This is a genomic window from Streptomyces sp. NPDC028991 (assembly GCF_055564775.1).
The window spans coordinates 215,442-236,126 of record NZ_JBVHVP010000006.1; the positions used below are offsets into that span (position 1 = coordinate 215,442).

A 20,685-nucleotide genomic window follows, 5' to 3' on the forward strand; every position below is an offset into this window, starting at 1 on the left:
CTTCCGCACGTCAGTCCTTCTTCACCGGGACGATCTTCCACTCCTGGTCGTCGGAGTTGGTGCAGTTGTAGATCGTCAGCCGGGCGAAGAGACCGCCGCCGTTGGTGTTGCTCACGTCCAGGCACTTGTTCTTGCTGACGAAGTTCCGGATCCAGTAGTCGCCGCTGGGCTGCTTGTCGATCCACCAGAGCTGGTTGTCGCCGGTCGTGCCGTCGCAGTGGAACTCGGAGACGGGCGTCGTGATGGGCCGGGCTCCGAACTCGCCCAGGTCCATGCAGAGTTTGTCCTGGACGTTGCGGATCTGGAAGAGAGCCGCCCCGCCGGGGCCGCCCTTCTCGACCTTCACCTCGAGGTCCCAGATCTGGTTGTCGCCGTCGGTGTCGTCGCAAACGGCCTGCTGGACGGGTCCGTTGATCTCCCCCTTCCCACGCCCGGGGAGTTCGGCGCACATACCGGTGGTGGCGTTGCGCAGCAGGACGTTCTCGGCGGGCACCACGGGCTTCTTCTTCGCGGGCTGCTTGGGCGCCCCGCCGCCACCCTCGCCCTCGCCGCCCTTGTCTCCGCCGCCGTCGCCCTTCGGCTCCTCGGAGGCCGGCTGCTCGGGGGCCTCCGGTGCCTCGGGAACCGACTCGGCAGCGCTGGGCAGGGCCTCCGCACTGGCGCTGGGACTGGGCGCGAGCGCACTGCCCGCCTGCTCGATCTGCTCCGTCGCACTCGTCCGGACCTGAGGCTTGTAAGCGATCCAGATCATCACGAACGCGATCGTCAACGCCAGCGCGATACCGAAGAACGCAGCGATCCAACCGGGCAGAAACCCACGCTGCACATACGTGCCCTCCACCTCGTCCGGATCGACCCCCGACCGACGCACCGACAGCGTGTACGGCCGCTCCTCCTTCGACCCGAACCAGATGATCTGCCGCGGCTTCAACGTCGTCTCCACGAACGCCGCACGCCCCGGCTCGATCTGCACATTCCCCGGACGGATCTCGTACGACAGATGATCCCCGGTATCACTCCCCGAGACCGACGCCGTCACCCTCGTATTACCGAGATTGTCCACCGCCAGCCGAGGCCGCCCCCGGAACCGCCCCTTCACCGTCGGCGGCACCAACTCCGCCCGCACCTCGGTGAACGCGGTGATCGTCAGGTTCCCCTCCGGAACCGTCACCGCGTCCGGATGCTCCGTCGGCGTGATCCGCACCGCATACGGATTCGGCCCCGCCACCGCATCCGACGTACGCGGCGGCGCGAACGTCAACTCCACCGTCCCCGTCGTCCCCGGATACAAACGCAGCGTCTGCGGCTCCACCGTCGTCCACGGCGCCACATCCCCCACGGGCTCGAAGCGGTACTCGTCGACGACATCACCGGTATTACGCACCCTCAGCCGCGCACGCGTACTGCTGCCAGGGTCGACGGTGGCGGACGCGGGCTCCAGAGAAGTCCAAAGGCTCACACACCGACGCTACGCGCCCACCGATGCCACGTCAGGAGCCGTGGGGGCAGACCGGGTTGCCCCCGCGGACCCGGTCACACGGTGAGACGGACGGCCTCGAGCTGGAGCCTCTTCCCCATCTCGCCGCCGAAGTACCGCCAGTCCGCGGGCTTGGTGCAGCCCTGGTTCAGCCAGCCTCTGTCCCGCACGTTGGTGTCGGCGCAGACGGTGCCTTCGGCGGTCTTGAGGGTGAACCCCTCGAGGGCCGAGAGCGCCTCCTTGGTGCTTCCGAGGTACATGTCCCTGCCGTCGGCGGCACTCGCCCACTCGTCGCCGGTCGCCCAGCCCTCGACGACGTGCGCTCCGTTACCGCTGGTGCCCCCGGTCCCGGACACGGCGATGTTGAGGGCCTTGACGGGCAGGTCCTTGCCGACCGTGCCGGCCTCGGCGCCGTCGCACACCGGGTCCTGCCAGCCTCGGTCCGCCACGTAGGCGCGGTAGCAGATGTGCCGGCCCTCACTGCGCGCGGCGATCTCCCGCACGGCGGTGGCAGCGGTCCGGGGCTTCGGGGGCTCCGCCTTCTTCGACTCGCCGCCGCCTCCGCCACCACCGCCCTTGCCGCCGCCGTCGTTCTTCGGTTTCTCGGAGGCCGGCTGTTCGGGGGCCTTGGGCACCGCGGGGGCCGACTCGGCCGCGCTGGGCAGGGTCTCCGGGCTGGCGGAAGGGCTGGGCGCCAGCGCGCTGCCCGCCTGCTCGATCTGCTCGGTGGCACTGGTGCGCACCTGGGGCTTGTAGGCGATCCAGATCATCACGAACGCGATCGTCAACGCCAGAGCGATACCGAAGAACGCCGCGATCCAGCCGGGCAGGAACCCACGCTGCACATACGTGCCCTCCACCTCGTCCGGCTCGACCCCCGACCGCCGCACCGCCAGCGTGTACGGCCGCTCCTCCTTCGACCCGAACCAGATGATCTGCCGCGGCTTCAGCGTCGTCTCCACGAACGCCGCACGACCCGGCTCGATCTGCACATTCCCCGGACGGATCTCGTACGACAGATGATCCCCGGTGTCACTGCCCGCGACCGACGCCGTCACCCTCGTATTACCGAGGTTGTCCACCGCCAGCCGAGGCCGCCCCCGGAACCGCCCCTTCACCGTCGGCGGCACCAACTCCGCCCGCACCTCGGTGAACGCGGTGATCGTCAGGTTCCCCTCCGGAACCGTCACCGCGTCCGGATGCTCCGTCGGCGTGATCCGCACCGCATACGGATTCGGCCCCGCCACCGCATCCGACGTACGCGGCGGCGCAAACGTCAGCTCAACAGTGCCCGTCGTCCCCGGATACAACCGCAAGGTCTGCGGCTCCACCGTCGTCCACGGCGCCACATCCCCCACAGGCTCGAACCGGTACTCGTCAACGACATCACCGGTATTACGCACCCTCAGCCGCACACGCGTACTGCTGCCAGGGTCGACGGTGGCGGACGCGGGCTCCAGAGAAGTCCAAAGGCTCACACACCGACGCTACGCGCCCACCGATGCCACGTCAGGAGCCGCCAGGGCAGCGTCCTCCGGCCCGGGGGGCAGGCCCTCCGGGTCCCAGACAGGGGATCAGTCCCGGAGTTCGTTGACCCGTGGCGCCTTGTTGGTCGTCCCGTAGCCCCGCAGGGTGAGCTTCGAGAGGCCGGACATGTGCTGGAACTGCGTGGACGTGACCTGGAACCGCGCGTTGCCCGCGTTGGGGTCCTTGTACGTGACGATGTCGGTCGCGGGGTCGTAACCGTCGAAGAGCACGGCGTGGGTGGTCGGCCTCATCCCGCTCAGCGGCTCGCCGGTCAGGTCCACGACGTCCCCGCCCCGCGTGTCGGCCGGGTACCGGCTGCGGACACCGGCGTAGCTCGGCACCTTGGCAAGCTTCAGGGTCGTGGTGACGTCGCTGTGTTCCTGCCCCCGGTCGATCTCCAATGGCGTGCCGCCCAGCAACTCGCTCACCTCGTCGCCCGGTTCCCCGATCATCGTCACCAGTTGCTGGGCGCGCTTGCGGGCCTGACTGTACGCCTCGCGCACCCCGGTGAACGCGGCACTTCCGTCGGCGAATTCCAGCTTGCCGACCGAGGCGTCACTCTTCAGCGCCCGGCGGGCGAGGCCGGAGACGACGTCCCGGGAGATCGTGGTGCCGCCGTTCGGCGCGTGAGCGCTCCAGTTGTCCAGCCGCTCGACCATGTCCTGCAGCGCCTCCGCCATCATCACCACGGCGAGCCGGCGGCCGTCCATCCGGTTGCCCTGGGCCCTCTCCTTCTTCAGGCGGTCGTCACGGTCCTCCGTGGACGGATACGCCCGCATGGCGATGGAGAGGTAGTTGACGGGCAGGCCGTGGTGCTGGGCGATCGCCTCCAGCACGTAGAGCCAGCAGGAAGGGCCCTGCTGCTTGGCGAGGTCGGTGACGCGCTGCACCGTGGCGCCCGCACCGCCCGTGCTTCGCTGGACGGCCGTGTCCGTGTCGTCCGCCTGCTCCGCGACCCGTCGCTGGGCGACGACGGACGGAGCGGTGCCGGCCCCGGACATGAAGGCGTCGCTGTCGGTGTCCGCCGCCCGCTCGGAGCCCTGTCCGGGGTCCGTGACGGTGAGGCCGGCACCGTGGCTGTTGCCCGTCTCCGGGATGCCTCTGATGTTCTTGTCGAGGTGGCTGGCCTCGTGGGCGAGGGTCTTCGTGTTACCGACGGCCTGCGGGCCGAGGAAGATGTGCTTGCCGACCGTCATGGCCTCGGCGCCCAGCGCCGCGGTGGCCCGCTGGGCTATCGGGTTGTCGTGCACGCGGCCCTCGGAGAGCCGTTCGTTCTGGAAGAACGGCTTCGCCTTGGCGAGGAAGGAACCGGGGAGCGAGGTGCTCGGCGTGTTCCGGGCGGCGTCCAGGAGGCTGCGCTGAGCGGTGGGGCCGGTGTCCTCCACACCCGAGTGCTCGCATCCCGGCCCGTGCTCGTGCGGAGCTTCCCGGCGCTGCACGGTCGGGCCGGCGTGCCCGCACCCCGGGCCGTGCTGATGCCGCTCCGCCTCGACGGACCGGGCCACGGCCGCGTTCCCCGCCAGACGCTGAAGGGTCAGCATCCGCTGGACGGGCGCGCTCGGCGCGGCCACCTGGCGGTTCGTCGCGTCCCGCTCGTCGGACGATCGGCTCCGCGTTCCGTGCGCGCGCACGACGCTCCCTTCGACACCGGACGGTTGACCACCCAGCCTTACCGGAGCAACCCCGCCGCCGGCAGGTCCACGAGGGCAGCTTCGGGGGCATCCCCGGCGGGCGGTCACCCCCGCGGGCACCCCTAGGAGGAGTCCGCGGCGAACCGGCGTGCCTCGGACGCCGGCATCCGGACCACCACCGGGGTCGGGAGGACGCCGTCCCGGACCCCGACGGCTCCCCCGGCTCCGCGCAGCCCTCGGGTGTGCCGGTGACGTATCCGGGCCACGGCCCGGAACTCCAGGGTGAACTGGACGAGCGCGGAGGTCTCCTTGGGCTTCTGGAGCGGCACGGTGCCGGCCGCGTTGCCCACCGTCCCGGCCGCGCCGCCCTCGCTGCCGACCCCGCCCGGCGCGTTGGTCATGCCGGACTGCTCGGCCCGTACCGGCCCCACACCGCCCGAGAAGCCCCCCGACCGGCCGTGCCGTGCCGCCTGCCGGTGCTCGGTACCCGCGGGACGGGAGCCGTCCGGGGTGCTCTGGGCCACCGTCTCGAACGTCATCTCGTCGCTCTCGCCCAGGAGCCGGGCGTCGAGCAACCGCGCGTGCAACGCGCAGTCGATGTCGTGGCCCTTGGCGCCGGAGACGTGCACGGGCGGCAGATCGGCGCCGCCGGCGACCAGCAGCGGCAGCGCGGCCAGCAGCCACTCCGTGGAGACCGCCTCGCCCTGCGCGTAGTGCGCGGCGCTCCCGGGCTCGCGGAAGCCGGTGTTCACGCCGGCCGCCGCCATCGCCCGGCCGATCACCTCCCGCACCTGCGGCGCGCCCCTGAATCCGTTGGCCTGCGCCTCCAGCGGCAGCCGTGCTCCCGCCGCGTGCCACGCGCGCAGGGCTGCCGGGGCCGCACCGCTCGGGGGCGGCGAGACCATCGGCTCCATTCCGGGCCGGCGCTCCCGCGCCACCGGCGACACCCCGGCCAGGGCCTCCATGTCCTTCTCCAGGGCCCGGTGGACCAGGGCGCCGCCGAGATCGACGGTGGCCACCTGCCCGTCGGCGGAGCGCAGCTCCAGCTCCGCGCGGACCGGGACGCGCACCTTCACCGACGCCGCGTCGCCCACGATGGCCCGCAGGCCGGTCTGGCCGCGCGCGGCCACGGTCCGGCTCGTGGCCGCGGAGCGGCCGGCCGCCGGTCCGAAGACCCCTCCGTTCCGGTTCGTGGCCGCCTCGCCGGACGACTCGGAGCCGGTCAGGAGACCGCCCACCGCGTCGGACTCGCTCTCCTGGTGGGTGTCGGCGCGCTGTGCGGCCGCCACGGTCGCGTACTCCATCTCCCGGTCGCCGCCGGACGGCCCGGCGATCGCACCGGGCCCGGTCCGCCTGACGTGGAAGACGGCCCAGTACGGCTTCGCCCGGCGGCCGGGCCTGCTGCTGTTGCGCAGCAGTTCCACGGGCACGCCGCCGTCCATGGCACCGGCCAGCAGGCCGGTGGCGCCGTCCCGGTCCAGGACGCGCAGCAGCCGCTGCACGTTGTCGAAGCGGTCGTCGAGCCGGTGCTCCGGCAGCAGGTCCGCGGCCAGGCTCCGGTCCTTCACGGCCGAGCGCAGCCGTGTCAGGAGGGGGACGAAGTCGGGCAGTTCGTCGATCAGGCCGAAGCCGATGGGCATGTCCTTGGCGTGCTCGGGGAGGGGGGCGGAGGCGGGGACCGTGGAGGTTTCCGCGCCCGTGCCCCTGCCCGTGCCCGCGCCCGCGCCCGCGCCCGCGCCCGCGCCAGTGTTCTGTTCCCGCTCCGTTTCCTGGCCCCGGCTCCGGTCCTCTCCCCGGCCCTCCGCCTGTCCCCTCCCCTTGCCCTTCCCCGTGTTCGCCGACGGCGCGGACGGACCGAACAGTCCGGTCGGGCCCATCTGGGCGATCGTGTCCCGCTGTTCGCGTTCCCGTTCCTCCGGGTCGCGCAGTCCGGCCGCCGCGAGTTGGGCCCCGGTCAGCCAGAGGCCGACGCTGCCGGGGATCGTCTGCTTCCTGGCCGCCGTGTAGGGGCCGGAGCCGTTGACCGCGACCTCGGCGACCATGCTGACGGCCAGGTCGCACTGGACGAGGTAGAGGGAGCGGCTGCGCGGATTGACGGCGTTGCGCTCCACGGTGCCGCTCAGCGTCGCGCTCTCGGCGTCCGTCGTGGCCTTGGTCCGGCGGTAGGCCGCGGTCTCCCACAGCGACCAGTCCTGGCCGGACTCCATCCCCCTGGCGTCCGCCGAGTACGTCCTGCTCTTGGTCCGCGCCCGTTGTCCGGAGCCCTGGTGCCCGCCCAGGGACATGTTCTCCATGCCCGCCCCGGTGGCTTTGTGCCGCACACGGGGATTGGTGAGCGCGAACCGGGTGCCGACCGCGCCGTCCAGCGCGGTGAGCCGCCGGGGATGGCGCAGTCCGGCCACCACCCAGCCCGAGGTGACGCCCTGCCGCAGTGCCGCCGTGACGGCCTGCGGACTGAAGCGGTCCTCGATCGCGAGGCGCGGAGCCAGGCCCTCCGTTTCGAACGCGGTGTCGCCGGGCTTGTCCGTGCTGCCCCGGCGCGCGGCCTGGGCGAGCAGCTGGAAGGCCAGGTCCCGGACCTGCTTGGCGTCGCCGACGGTCTCCACGAAGTCCCAGTCACGCAGACCGCCGCCCGCGGGCCGGGTGGTCAGGTCGGTGATGCCGGAGGCGTCGAGGCGACTGGATCTGCCCATGCGCCCCGCGGCCCGGCGCCGGTTGAGCTTCTCGTGGGCTTCGTCGTCCAGGGTCGTCGCGGTCGGTGCGCTGAGCCGGACGTCCTGCTGCCGTTCGCTCAGCTCGCGCAGCGGATCGTCCTCACCGGTACGGTCGTCCGAACTGGCGATCACCTCGGCCGCCGGCCGGTGGCGTCCGGGACGACCGGGGGTGACGGCCCGCTTCCCGGTGCGCTCCCGGCTGGTCATGGTGACGTGCACGGCGAGCGACAGGCTGGTGCCGAACGTACTGGTCGAGACGTCACCGCTGTTCAGCGAGTCGGTGCGGGTCACCGGTCCGCCCTGGGCGCTGCGGCTGCTCTCCAGCGCCGCCTCGGCCGCCACCTGCGCCGACAGGGCGCCGGGTACCAGGGTGGCCCGGACGCCGCCCTGCACGCTCGCCTTGCGGGCGGTGACCGCTCCCGTCTGCCCGCTCGACCCCACGCCCGAGCTGCTGCGCACCAGCCAGTCCGGGGTGTCGCCGAGATAGGTGAGCGCGCCGATCCGCCCCCGGACCCGGATCTGTACGTCGTCGGAGCGCAGCGCGGCCTTGCGGCGCAGCCGCACCGGGACCCCCGCGGACAGCAACTGGTCCTTGTTGGCGCGCAGGTTGGTCTCCGACAGGACGGTCACCAGTTCCCGGTAGTTGCGCCGCTGCGCCTCGGCGTCCTCGCGGTTGACGCGCCCGGTCGCCTCCTCGCCGAACGGCGGCAGATAGCCGGCCAGCTTCGGGTTGGTGGCGAACAGCCGCTCCAGCACGTCGATCAGGGGGCGGGTGTCCAGCCGGGTGAGGGCCGCACTGGAACCCATCGCGTCGAACGGCAGGTGGCGTTCGACCTTGCGGGGGGTGCCGTCGGCGTTCGTCTCGGGCGTGCCGTCGGGCCGCGTACGGTCCGCCTTGGTGTACAGCTCGCCGGGCTCCATGGCGGCCGGCAGCGGCAGCCCCAGGTGGTGGGCCTCCTCGGCCCGCATGCTGATCCAGGCGTCGAGGGTGTGCCGCACCGAGCGGCCACCGGGGTCGAGGGTGTGCCGCGGCGCGGCGGGCCCGGTGCCCTCGACGGTGAGCAGGATCCGGCCCAGATAGAGCGCCTTGTCACCCCGGACCTCGGCGCCCTGCCGGGTCGCCGCCGTCTGGTCGGCCGAGGCGAACCGCATCCGCCTGAAGCTCACGGCCGGCATCGTCTTGAAGCGCACGGCCGGACCCGCGCCGGGCGCGCCGAGTCCCACGGCGGGGCCGGCCCCCGCCACCCCGCTCATGCCCTTGCCCATGGAGGCGCCCGCGCCGTGCTGTGCCTGCTGGTGGGTGCGCAGCTGGGCCTGGCCGGCCTTCCAGGCGGGGGCCAGGGAGACGATGTCGGCCCGCATCCGGTAGGCGCTCTCGGCACCGGCGGCGCCGGCCGACAGGTCCTCGCTCGCGACCCAGCCGGTCAGCAGGCGCGGCAGGTCCTGGAGGATCGTCGCGGCGCTGGTGGCCTCGTGGAGCCGGGTGCGGTCGGCCGTTCCCGGGGCGGCCGCCTGGGGATGCAGTACGGAGTTCACCGCGTCGAAAAGGCCTCCGCCGCCGCCGTGCGGGGCGCCCCGGGTCTCGACGCCGACGACCGCCAGTGAGGTGGCCTGCCGTACGCCCTTCTGCCGCTCCTCCGAGAGCGCGGGGCCCGGGGCAGGGCGCACGGTGCCGCGCGGCACGAGGTGCTCGTGCGGCACGCGCATGGTGAGGGTGCCGTCGGCGGACGCCACCCGCTCGGTGCCGTAGGGGCCCTGGGGTTTGATCCGCACGGTGTAGCGCACGTGCCGCAGCGCCCGGACCGTGCCGCCCGAGCTGCGCAGGACGCGTGGTTCGGACACCGTCCTGGTGCTGTGCACGTCGTGGTCGCTGCGCAGCGCGAGGCCGGCCGCGAGCTGCGCGCCGGCCCACACGGCGGGCGCGGGCGTCGGGACCAGGACCGTACCGCCGCCGGTGAGGCCGGCCTGCCGGGAGCGGGTGGCGTCGGTCACCACGGTGGCGGAGGAGGCGTGCTGCTGGTCCACCTTGGTCGTGCCGTCCTGGGCGGCCGCCGCGGCCTGCGCCAGGTCGTCCGGCAGGACGGGCGAGGCCGCGTCGGGGTTCTCGTACATCGTGGGCTCCGGCTCGGGGCGGCCCGGGTCCGGGCGGACGGAGACCGTGACGTCGTACGCGCCGCCGGCCCCGCGCACCGAGAAGACCCGCCCGTGGCCGTAGAAGGTCTCCGGCCGTCCCGCCAACTCCCGTTTCACCAGGGCCACGTCGGCGTCCGCCGCGCCTTCGATCCCGGCCAAGGCGCGTCCCACCGCCTCGTGTCCGGTCAGCCCCGAGGCGGTGGAGAGCCCCGCGGACGTCATCTCCATCAGATACGGCGGCAGCACCAGCGGCGGGTGCTGCATGGCCTTGCCCGGCCGCGTCGCGTCGGGCCCCGCACGCCGCCCGGCCACGGGCGGCTCCGGCCGGGCGCTCCGGGCCGGGCCGCGCCGCTGCGGGGCCTTGGCGGTCACCTGGCCCCCCGCTCCCCGCTCGCTCCCGCCGCCCCTCCCGCTCTCGCTCTCCTCCTCGACGATCGGCGCCAGTGGTGTCCGCGCCACCACGAGCGGTCCGGCGCCGTCCGACGGGGGCGGGGCGGGGCGGTTGCCGAGGACGCGGGATGCGGCGCTGTTGCCCGCGATGCCCTGGAGGGCCAGCAGTTCCCGCGGGCCGAGCGTGGCCGCGGACCCGGCCGCGGTGGCGGGCGGGAGGCCGCCCGGGAACTCCCGCGCCCCGGCCGCGCCGACGTCGGCGGACCGGACCGGCGGGGGTACCGCCGCCGCGCGGCCCGTCCGGCCGCCGTCCGGGCCGGGCTTCTCCTGTCGTCCCCGCATCGCACGCCCCTGCCCGACGATGTGTCGGCCCCGCCTCCTCGTCGCCGGCCGCCGGAAACCGGAACCGGACCGGCGTGGTGCGGAGCCCGGCCAGGCCGGGAGGCTAACCCATGAACGGGGACCGGCCACAGGGTGAAGATCGAACGAAGGCTCCCCCGGCAGGCGGGTGCGGACCCGGTGCCGGGCCTCCCACCAGGGGCCGGACGCCCCCATCTGCCCCAACGGGCACAGCCGGGGGCAGGGTCGATGCCCCCGCTCCGGCACCCCGGGACGTTTCGGGGGGAGCAACGCGCGCGCGAGGGTGAGGGGCGTCCTGTCTCGTACCCCGAGGAGAGCAGAGCATGCCGTCCTACCTGTCGCCCGGCGTCTACGTCGAGGAGGTGGCCAGCGGCTCGCGCCCGATCGAGGGAGTGGGTACCTCGGTGGCGGCCTTCGTCGGTCTCGCGCCGACCGGCCCGCTGAACGAGCCCACGCTGGTGACCAACTGGACGCAGTACGTCGCGGCCTTCGGTGACTTCACCGACGGGTACTACCTCGCGCACTCCGTCTACGGGTTCTTCAACAACGGCGGCAGCGCCGCGTACGTCGTCCGGGTCGGCGGCTCCGCCGACGACGCCGCCGCCGGTCCGAACGGGGCGTCCGCCCCCGCCGCGGTGACGGGTGCCGCCGCCCCGGCCGCGCTGCCCGCCGCCGAGCCGAAGCAGCTGGGCACGTTCGCCGTGACGGCCAACGCCGCCGGGCAGCACGGCCCGCTGACCGTCGAGGTCGCCGACCCCGAGGGCGAGGGCCCCGCCGAGCGCTTCAAGCTGATCGTCAAGGACGGCGACAAGCCGGTCGAGACGTTCGACGTGAGCGCCAAGAAGGGCAACCGCTCCTACGTCGTCACGCAGGTGAAGGAGCGCTCCAAGCTCATCACCGTGACGGAGGCCGCGCCCTCCGCGCAGCTCGCCCGCCCGGAGAACCAGAGCCTGACGCTGCCGGCGCCGCCGGCCGCCGCCCCCGCCGCCCCGGTCGAGAAGGGCGAGAGCCCGGACCCCGGACCGGCCCAGTACCTCGGTGACTCCGCGGACCGCACCGGTTTCGGCGGCCTGGAGGCCATCGACGAGATCTCCATGGTCGCGGTGCCCGACCTGATGGCCGCCTACCAGCGCGGCGCGATCGACCTGGAGGCCGTCAAGGCCGTCCAGCTCGGACTCATCGCGCACTGCGAGCTGATGGGCGACCGCGTCGCCATCATCGACCCGCCGCCCGGGCAGAACGCCCGTCAGATACGGGTCTGGCGGCAGGAGACGGCCGGTTACGACTCCAAGTACGCGGCCCTGTACTACCCCTGGATCAAGTCCTTCGACCCGGCCTCCGGCCAGTCCCGCCTGATCCCGCCGAGCGGCCACGTCGCCGGCATCTGGGCCCGCAACGACACCGAGCGCGGCGTGCACAAGGCTCCCGCCAACGAGGTCGTCCGCGGCGCAGTCGACCTGGAGATCCAGATCACGCGCGGCGAGCAGGACCTGCTCAACCCGATCGGCGTCAACTGCATCCGCGCCTTCCCCGGCCGCGGCATCCGCGTGTGGGGTGCCCGCACCCTCTCCTCCGACCCGGCCTGGCGCTACCTGAACATCCGCCGGTACTTCAACTACCTGGAGGAGTCGATCCTGATCGGCACCCAGTGGGTGGTGTTCGAGCCGAACGACCACAACCTCTGGGCCCGCATCCGCCGCAACGTCTCGGCGTTCCTGGTCAACGAGTGGCGCAGCGGCGCCCTGTTCGGCCAGAGCCCGGCGGAGGCCTACTACGTCAAGTGCGACGAGGAGACCAACCCGCCGGAGTCGGTCGACCTGGGCCGGGTCATCTGCGAGATCGGCATCGCGCCGGTCAAGCCCGCCGAGTTCGTGATCTTCCGGCTGGCGCAGTTCTCCAGCGGCAGCGGGGAGCTGGAGGAGTAGGACACGCGTCCTCCCCCTCTCCGGGCCCCGCGGGCCCGCTCCTCTCCCCTCCCTCCTTTCTCAGATCCTTAGAAGGACAGCGAACACATGGCTCTGATGCCGGGTGACTCCCTCACAGCGAACAACTTCGGGCTCCAGATCGACGGGGTGATGGTCGAGTACCTCGCCGAGGTCAACGGCCTCACCCTCGAGCAGGACGTCATCAAGTACCCGCAGAACAACAGCACCACCGGCAAGCACGAGACCGCCGTGCTCCCGGGCAACAAAAAGGACGGGCAGTGCACCGTCGTGCGGGGCATGACCCAGTCCTCGTCCTTCACCCAGTGGATCAACGACTCCATGAACGGCCGGATGTCCACGGCGCGGAAGAACGCCTCCATCATCCTGATGGACTCCGAGGACACCCCGGTGAAGCGGTACAACCTGCGTAACGCCTGGTGCAGCAAGATCGACGCGAGCGCGGTGAAGGCGGGCGACACCTCCGCGCTGACCGAGACGGTCACCATCGTGTTCGAAGAACTGGTCATCGAATAATGCGGCGTGCGGCTGCCGGGGCGCCCGCCGCGGCCCCCGAGGACCCCCAGACTGCGGCGGCGGGAGCGGACTTCCCCCGTTCGGCTCCCGCCGTCGCGCCCACGGAGACACCTGCCGAGGCGGTACCGCGTCAGCAGCTGCGCACCGAGTTCCCCTTCGAGCTGCCGCGCGGTTACGTCGACGACTCGGGCACGGTGCACCGGGACGGCGTGATGCGGCTGTCGACGGCGCGGGACGAGCTGATCCCGCTGCGCGACGTGCGGGTGCAGGAGAACCCGGCGTACCTGTCGGTGGTGCTGCTCGGCCGGGTCATCACCCGGCTGGGCACCCTGTCGATGGTGCACGACGGGATCGTGGAGAACATGTTCGCCTCCGACCTGGCGTTCCTCCAGGACTTCTACCGCCAGATCAACGCGGAGGGCCACACCCGTGCGGCCGTGCAGTGCCCGCACTGCACGGAACCCTTCGAGGTGGAACTCGGCGGGAGCCGCCTGGGGGAATCGTGACGTACGCGACCGACCGGCTGCACGAGGAGATCGCGTACGTCGCCTACCACTTCCACTGGAGCCTGGAGGCGATCCTGGACCTGGAGCACCAGGACCGCCGCCGGTACACGGACCAGATCGCGTCCCTCGTGACGCGTGGCGCGGCGGAGGGCTGATCGGTGGGATTCCTGGACCGGCTGCGAGGCCGTCGTGACGGGCTTCGGGACGGCACCGGCGGCCCCGCGCCCGCGTCCGCGCGGACACCCGGGGGCCCGGCCTCCGGCATGAGCGCGGGCGACGGGGCGGTCGCTGCCTCCGGCGCGGGCGCGGGCGGGAGTACGTCACGTACGACGCCGCCCGCGACCGGTCCCACAACCGGTCCCACAACCGGCCCCGCGCCTGTGGCCGTCGCCGCCTGGACGGGTCTGCCGCCGATCCAGCGGGCGACGGGGGACACGCGTACGGGAGTCGCGGACGCCGGGTTCGGCGGTCGGCTGCCGACGTGGCAGAACCCGTCGTTCACGGGAGCGCCGTCCCCCGCGGTACTGAACCCTGCCGCGGGCAGCAGCATGCTGTCGGGCGCGTTCGGCGAGTCGGCACGACCGGCGGCGGGGCCGGAGCGTCCCGCGCAGTCGCCGCAGTCGGGCGGCGCGGCCCCGGTGCAGCGGATGCCGGTCGCGCCGTTGCGGGCGATACCGGCGGCGCCGTCGTCGTCCGCGCCCCCGGCTCCCGCGAGGGGCACGGGGGCCGGGCCGGCCGCTTCGGCGGTACCCGGCGCCGCGTCCGGTCCGGCGCCCGCGCCGGTCCAGCGGGCGCGCTCCGCCGGGCCGGCGTCGTCCGCGGCACCGGCGAGTGCTCCGGCCCAGGCCGCCCGCGGAGTCCGCGTGTCACCGGTGCCGTCCACCGCGCCCCGCCCGCGGCCACCCCTGACCAAGGCCCCGTCCGGCTCGGCGGCCGTACAGCGCCGGTCCCTGCCCGCGAGCCGCCGGGCCACGAACGGCCTGCCGGGCTCCTCGGAAACGGCACCGTCGTCGGCGGACGGCGACCGAGCGGAACCCGGCGCGGCCCCGGGCCCGGTGACCTCCCCGGCACGCCCGCCGTCCGGTGCCGGGACAGCCACACCCACGGCGCCGACCGGTGCCACGACCACCGGCGCTCCGGTGCAACGGGCGGCGCGCCCGCACCAGCCCGCGCCGTCCGGCACCGAGACACCGACGCCGAACACGTCCGGCGACGGCACCACGGCCCGCCGCCCGGTACAACGCGCGGTCCCGCGCCCGGGCACCACGCCGCCGGCCGCCGCCCGGCCCACGGCCCCGGCACCCACACCCACCGCCCCCGGTGACGCTACGACCCCCACCACCCGTGCCACCACCGGCGACGGCACCGGGACCGGCTCCCCGGTACAACGTGCCATCCCCGCACGCACACCCCCTGTTCCCGGCGCCGGCACGGCCCCCACCCCTGCCACCACCGGCGACGGCACGGCGACCGGGACCCCTGTGCAGCGTGCGGTCCCCCGCCCCGGCCCCACACCACCGGCCACCGCCCGGCCCACGACCCCGGCACCCACGCCCACACCCGGGCCCACACCCACCGCCTCCGACAGCGGTACGACCCGCACCCCCGACGCCACCACAACCGGCACCCCGGTACAGCGCGCGGTCCTCCGCCCCGGCCCGGAGCCGGCTCCCCGTACCGGCTCCGCCCACGGGGCCGGTCCCACCGACAGCCGCCGTTCCACCTCGCCGGAGGCCCCGAGCACCCCGGTACAGGGCGCCGTACCGCAGCCCGGCCCCGCCGCGACCCCCCGCGCCGGAGCCCGGCCCGACGCCGCCCCGCCCGACACCGCCCCGCCCGGCAACCCCACCCCGCCCGCACCCGGCGCCGCCCCGGCGACCGGCACGCCGGTGCAGCGGGCCGTACCGCAGCCCGGCCCCACACCGAGCGGCGCGTCCGGCGGGCCTCCGGTGCAGCGGACGGTGCCCGGGTCCGCCCCCGGCTCCCCCCGCAGCGCCCCCACGCCCGACACCGCCCCCGCCACGGGGCGCCCGGCCACCACAGCCGACGGCGCGGCCGCCGACCTCCCGGTGCAGCGAGCAGCCGCTCGGCCCACCACGGGCACGCCCACGTCCGGCCCCGGCACCGCGCGCACCGGCCGCGCACCGGCCGCGGCGTCACCCCCTCCGCCTCCGTCGCCGTCCGGAGCCACCCCACCCGCCGACCGGCCGACGCCCCCGGTCGGCGGCAGCGCGACGACCGGCGCCCCCGCCCAACGGGCCGTGTCCCCGCGCAACCGCCCCTCCACCACCGCCGGCCCGGTACCGGCCGCGCCCGACCGCACCGCACCCGACCGCACCGCGCCCGCCCCGGTCCAGCGAGCGGTCTCTCGGCCCGACCGCTCCACCGCGGGCCCCGGAGAACGCGAAGCGGGTCGCGGCGGCGCGGAGCCCCGCGGCAACGCCTCCCGGACCGGCGCGACGACCGGCTCCCCGGCCCGGCCCACGCCTCCGCCGGTGCAGCGGGCGGTGCCCCGGACCAGCCCCGCGCCGGCCCCGAGCGGTGGCACAGGTACACCCACCGCGTCTCGGCCGGCGAGTGCCGGCCTGCCGTCAGGAAGCCCCGCGGACAAGGGCAGCAACCCCGGCGTCCCCGGAACCACCACCCCCTCCGGGATCGGCGGCGCCGACCCGGCGCAGCGGCCCTCGTCCGCTCACGCCATCCCCGGCCGCCCCAACGGCCCGACCGGCGCGCAGCCCCCCGTCCAACGGCGGGCGGCCGACCCCGGCCCACCGAGGACACCGCAGCCGACGCAGACCTCGCAGCCCACGCAGACCTCGCCAGCCGGGCGGCCTTCGCAGGCCCCGCCGGGCGGCGGCACCCACGGCACCCACGGGACCGCCGGCGCCCCCTCACCGGCAGGCCCCGGCAGCGCATCGCACCCGCCCACCGGCCCCGTCGCCGCAACCCCGCGCACGGCGCCGCCCCCGGTGCAGCGCTCCACGGACCGGCCGGTCACGGCACCGGACCCGACCGCCGCCGAGCCGACCGCCGCCGCCCACCGCGAGGCTCCCGGCGGCTCCGCGACGCCCCCCGTCCAGCGGTCCCTGCCGGGGAACGCCGGACCGGCCGCCGTGCCCCTGTCCCGGCCGGGGACCGACAAACCGGCCGCCCCCGGCACCGCGCACCCGGTGCAGCGCAGCGCCACGGCACCCCGCCCGGGTCTCGGCGCCCCCATGCCGTCCAGGCCGGTGACCGCCGTACGCCCGTCCACGGAACCCGCCGCGGCCCGGCCCGTACCCCCGGCCCCCGGCCAGGCGCCATCCACGCCCGCGCCACCCCCGCCCGCACTCTCCACGCCCGCACCGTCCGCGCCGGCCCCTCGCCGTTCCCCACTCGGCGCTCCGCTTTCCACACCGCCGGCCGGCACCACGTCGCTCACCGCGCCGTCACCGGCACAGGCCTCGCACACCCCCCGCGGCGAAAGCCGTACGCTTCCGCCGGTCCAGCGGACCACCGCCCCGGCCACCACCTCCACGGTCGCGGCAGCGCCCGCCATCGACGCCGCGGCGGCGTCACCCCCGCCGTCCCTCCACCGCGTCACGACCACGACTACGGCCGCCCCCACGCCCACGCTCCGGCCCACTCCCCCCGTCCAGCGCGCCGCCCGGCCCACGCCCGCCAAGGCCGTGCCCCTGCGCCGGCCCACGCCCTCCGGCGCCACCGCCGCCAGGAACCCGCTCCCCGTGGCCGCGCTCACGCCGCCCCCGCCGGCACCGCCCCGCCCGCCGCACCCGGACGGCACACCGTCGCCGGCGGCACCGCCGGCGGCACCGGACGCCGACGGTTCCTCCGGGCCCACCGTCCAGCGCCTCTTCGGCCGTCACCGCACCACCGGTGCCCTCGCCGCCCATGCGGCGGCCACCGTGTCGGCCGGCCTGAACCGCCTGCTGCCCCCTGCGCCCCGGCCCGCCCCGGCCGATCCGCCGCCGCCCTACAGCCCGCCCGACTCCCAGAGCGCGTCCCCACCCGGCAACCCGCCCCCGTACCCGGCGAGTCCCGCATCCCCGGCGCAAGGGGACCCGCCTCCCGCGTACACGGCGGTCCCGGCCGGCGGGTTCGACCCGCGTGAACTCACCGACTTCCAGCTGGACGAGCTGGTGCACCGGATCATCGGCCGCGTCACCCGCCTCGTCCGCACCGAACTGCGTATGGACCGCGAACGGATCGGCAGACTCCGCGACCCCCGCCACTGACCGGCCCACCGGCCCACCGGCTCACCAGCCCACCGGCCCACCCACGCGCCCCACCGGCGCCTACGACCCGCCCGACAGAAAGGCCCACCCCCGATGCCCCGCCAGGACCCGGGCTCCACGATCTGGTTCACCCTCACCATCGACGGCGAGAGCCTCGGCTACTGGAACGGGTGCGAAGGCCTGTCGTCCCAGGTGGAGATCGAGCAGCGCCAGGAGGGCGGCAACAACGGGTTCGTGTGGCAACTGCCCACCCGTGTCTCCTTCTCCAACATCCGGCTGACCCGCCCCCTGACCCCGGACACGGCCAAGGTGGCCAAGTGGATCTCCTCCGTCCAGACGGGGATCAAGCGGCCGACCGCGCAGATCTCCGCCCTGCGCGCGGACGGCTCGCTGGTCGCCCGCTGGGGGCTGATCGACGTACTGCCCGTCAGCTGGCAGGGACCCAGCCTCGACCCCAACAGCCCGGCCGTGGCGAACGAGGTCCTGGAAATCACCCACCACGGCTTCACCGACTGACGGCGCCGCGGAGCAGAGAGGAAGACCCATGGCAAAGAGCGGCAAGGGCGCCGGCAAGAGCCTCGTGCGCGCCAACCTCGCCATCCACGAGCCGCCCACCGGCACGAGCACCACGCCCGGCGCGCTGATGCGGACGTTCGGCTTCGAGTTCAACCCGGCCCAGCTGTCCCTCACCCAGCGGACCCAGTGGAACGTGACCCCCACGGCGGCCGTGCGGAAGGCCGCGAAGCCGCAGTTCCTGGGTGCCGAGCCGCGGGAGATGACCCTGGAGATCTTCCTGGACTCCTCCACCAGGCCGGGCGGCAACACCGTGCTGAAGAAGGTCGAGTCGCTGCTGCGCTGCTGCGAGGTGACCGCCAAGAGCCTCGCCGCCGACCAGCCGTCGCCGCCCTGGGTGGTCTTCGAGTGGGGGTCGTTCTCCACGGCCCGGTTCACCGCTTACGTCTCGTCCATCGAGGCGTCGTACACCCTCTTCGGCACCACCGGTATCCCCATCCGCGCCACCTGCCAGGTGCACCTGGTCGAGATCCCCGGCCCGACCCGGGGGCAGAACCCGACGTCCGGCGCACTCACCGCGCAGAGCGTGCACCGGGTCGTCGCGGGCGACTCGCTGCAGTCGCTGGCCTGGCGCGAGTACGGCAGCGCGGCGGCCTGGCGGGCCATCGCCGAGGCCAACGGCATCGACGACCCGTCCCGGCTGCCGACCGGCACCGAACTCATGCTGCCCGCCGCCGCGGAGGTGTCCCACTGATGGTGCGTCCCGCGTTCTCCAGCATCGTCCAGGTACGGGTCGGCGCCGCGAAGCTGCCCGACGACATCGCCCTGATGCTCGTCGACGGCTGGGTCGACCAGGGCATCGGCGTGCCCGCGGCCTTCCGCCTCACCTTCCGCGACCCCGACCACCTGGTACTCGACAAGCTGAAGGTGAAGTTCGGCACCAGGGTGGTCATCACCCCGGTGGCCGACGGCCAGGGCGTCGGCAAGCCCCTGCTGACCGGCGAGGTCACCGCCATGGAGGCCGACTACGACGGCACCGGCAGCTACACCGTGATCCGCGGCTACGACTTCGGGCACCGCATGATGCGTCAGCGCCGCGTGGCCGCGTACCGCAACCAGAAGGCCTCCGACATCGCCCGCAAGCTCGCCGCCATGGACGGCGTGTCCATCGGCCGGATCCAGCCCACGAAGGGCGCCTACGGGTTCATCAGCCAGTCCAACGTCACCGACTGGGACTTCCTCGCCCGGCTCGCCGACGAGAACAACATGGTGATGTCCGTGGACGCCAAGGGGAAGTTCCGGTTCGTCAAGCCGAACCCGTCGGCCGGCGCGCCCTCCCCGCAGACGGACGGCGACAAGAGCGCCTTCGTCCTCCAGGCCCGCCACGACATCCTGCGGCTGCGGGCCGCGGTGACCGCCGCCGACCAGATCGGCCAGGTCGAGTCGCGCGGCTGGAACGTCACCACCAAGAAGAAGATCGTCGAGGTCGCGCCCGCCAAGACCGACCCGGGCGTCACCATCGGCTCCACGCCGGGCGAGGCCGCGGGCAAGTTCAAGGCCGCCAAGCTCGTCGAGACCGCCAGCCCCTACGACAGGCAGGACGAGGTCCAGCACGCCGCGAAGGCCCTCGCCGCCGACGTCACGTCCTCCTTCGCCGAACTGGAGGTCGCGGTGAAGGGCAGCCCCGACCTGCGGCCCGGCGTGCCCGTTGCCCTCGCCGACGTCGGCAAGCCCTTCGAGGGCAAGTACACCGTCACCTCGGTACGCCACCACTTCGGCGACAGCGAGGGCTACCAGTCCTGGATCACGGTCAGCGGACGCCAGTGGCGGTCCCTGTACGGGCTGGCCTCGGGCGGCGGCGGTGGCATCGACCCCGCGAGCGCGGCCCGGCTGCCCAGCGTCGCCAACGCCATCGTCACCGACGTACAGGACCCGCTCAAGCAGGGCAGGGTCAAGCTCCAGTTCCCGTGGCTGGACAACACCTACGTCAGCGACTGGGCGCGCAGCGTGCAGCTGGGCGGCGTGGCAGGCGGCGGCGTCTTCCCCATGGACGTCGGCGACGAGGTGCTGGTCGCCTTCGACCGGGGGGCGCTGGACCATCCGTTCGTGATCGGCGGGCTCTACAACGGCCGGGACGTGCCGACCAAGAACGACGTCCCCCTGCACGACGGCCTGAAGAAGAAGGCCGCCCGGCACACCCTGTCCGACCGCCAGGGCAACCGCGTCGACCTGCTCAGCCAGCGGACCGGCAGGCGCAGACAGGGCGTCCGGATCGCCAGCGGAAACGACAGGCTGACCATCAACCTCGACCGCACCAAGACCGAGATCACCGTCGACAGCGCGGGCTCGGTCAGCATCACCGGCAGCCGCTCGGTGTCGGTGGAGGCGGGCATGAACCTGACGCTGGAAGGGCGCCGGTCGGTGACGATCAGGAGTGGCGGACCGCTCACCCTGGAGGGCAAGGGCATCGTCAATCTCAAGTCGCTCGGCGGCGTGGTCGCGGTGAACGCGATGGGCGGCGCCCTGAACATGACGTCGACGGGCGCGGCGACACTCACCGCCACGGGCCTGGCGACGATCACCGCGGCCAACACGAAGATCACCGGCGGCAAGCTCGACCTGTACGGCGGCTTCTTCGTGAACGAGATCAAGTACCCCTTCGGATGACCGGACGACCGCACCGGCACCCCGGGTTCACAGGGCTCGCCGGCAGAAGGAAACGGAAAGGGCAGGTGGCCCC

Annotated in this window: 12 protein-coding genes; 8 read left to right on the forward strand and 4 right to left on the reverse strand. The window is 74.1% G+C overall.

Translation table 11 applies throughout. The annotated features are described in order from the left end of the window. Nucleotides 1-10 precede the first annotated feature (10 nt). From ACZ4V1_RS15945 to ACZ4V1_RS15960, 4 genes are all read right to left on the reverse strand, one after another. Nucleotides 11-1,459, reverse strand: a complete 1,449-nt coding sequence (locus ACZ4V1_RS15945) for an RICIN domain-containing protein (protein WP_468335346.1) — start codon at nucleotides 1,457-1,459, stop codon at nucleotides 11-13. A gap of 74 nt (nucleotides 1,460-1,533) precedes the next feature. Further along, a complete protein-coding gene (locus ACZ4V1_RS15950; RefSeq protein ID WP_468335349.1) occupies nucleotides 1,534-2,955 on the reverse strand; it encodes a hydrolase in 1,422 nt (473 codons plus the stop codon). 96 nt (nucleotides 2,956-3,051) lie between these two features. After that, the gene (locus ACZ4V1_RS15955; protein ID WP_468335352.1) at nucleotides 3,052-4,635 is read right to left on the reverse strand and encodes an eCIS core domain-containing protein; all 1,584 of its coding nucleotides are present in this window, start codon (nucleotides 4,633-4,635) and stop codon (nucleotides 3,052-3,054) included. Between the two features lie 122 nt (nucleotides 4,636-4,757). After that, entirely contained in the window at nucleotides 4,758-10,214 is a 5,457-nt protein-coding gene (locus ACZ4V1_RS15960; RefSeq protein ID WP_468335356.1) for a hypothetical protein, read from the reverse strand. Nucleotides 10,215-10,555: 341 nt separating this feature from the next. Between ACZ4V1_RS15960 and ACZ4V1_RS15965 the strand changes: the two genes are divergently transcribed. From ACZ4V1_RS15965 to ACZ4V1_RS16000, 8 genes are all read left to right on the forward strand, one after another. Then, nucleotides 10,556-12,157, forward strand: coding sequence for a phage tail sheath subtilisin-like domain-containing protein (locus ACZ4V1_RS15965; protein WP_468335359.1), 1,602 nt, complete (start codon nucleotides 10,556-10,558; stop codon nucleotides 12,155-12,157). A gap of 87 nt (nucleotides 12,158-12,244) precedes the next feature. Then, nucleotides 12,245-12,691, forward strand: a complete 447-nt coding sequence (locus ACZ4V1_RS15970) for a phage tail protein (protein ID WP_053133134.1) — start codon at nucleotides 12,245-12,247, stop codon at nucleotides 12,689-12,691. After that, entirely contained in the window at nucleotides 12,691-13,197 is a 507-nt protein-coding gene (locus ACZ4V1_RS15975; protein ID WP_468335362.1) for a hypothetical protein, read from the forward strand. The genes ACZ4V1_RS15970 and ACZ4V1_RS15975 overlap by 1 nt, the downstream gene beginning before the upstream one ends. After that, nucleotides 13,194-13,352 carry a DUF6760 family protein gene (locus ACZ4V1_RS15980; protein ID WP_167392550.1) on the forward strand — a complete coding sequence of 53 codons (159 nt, stop codon included), beginning with the start codon at nucleotides 13,194-13,196 and terminating at the stop codon, nucleotides 13,350-13,352. The genes ACZ4V1_RS15975 and ACZ4V1_RS15980 overlap by 4 nt, the downstream gene beginning before the upstream one ends. Nucleotides 13,353-14,678: 1,326 nt before the next feature. After that, nucleotides 14,679-17,432, forward strand: coding sequence for a hypothetical protein (locus ACZ4V1_RS15985; protein ID WP_468335365.1), 2,754 nt, complete (start codon nucleotides 14,679-14,681; stop codon nucleotides 17,430-17,432). 93 nt (nucleotides 17,433-17,525) lie between these two features. Next, complete coding sequence (locus ACZ4V1_RS15990) at nucleotides 17,526-17,948, forward strand: phage tail protein (protein ID WP_468335369.1); 423 nt, start codon at nucleotides 17,526-17,528, stop codon at nucleotides 17,946-17,948. 28 nt (nucleotides 17,949-17,976) lie between these two features. Then, nucleotides 17,977-18,699 carry a CIS tube protein gene (locus ACZ4V1_RS15995; RefSeq protein WP_468335372.1) on the forward strand — a complete coding sequence of 241 codons (723 nt, stop codon included), beginning with the start codon at nucleotides 17,977-17,979 and terminating at the stop codon, nucleotides 18,697-18,699. Then, nucleotides 18,699-20,612, forward strand: coding sequence for a VgrG-related protein (locus tag ACZ4V1_RS16000; RefSeq protein ID WP_468335376.1), 1,914 nt, complete (start codon nucleotides 18,699-18,701; stop codon nucleotides 20,610-20,612). The genes ACZ4V1_RS15995 and ACZ4V1_RS16000 overlap by 1 nt, the downstream gene beginning before the upstream one ends. Nucleotides 20,613-20,685 lie beyond the last annotated feature (73 nt).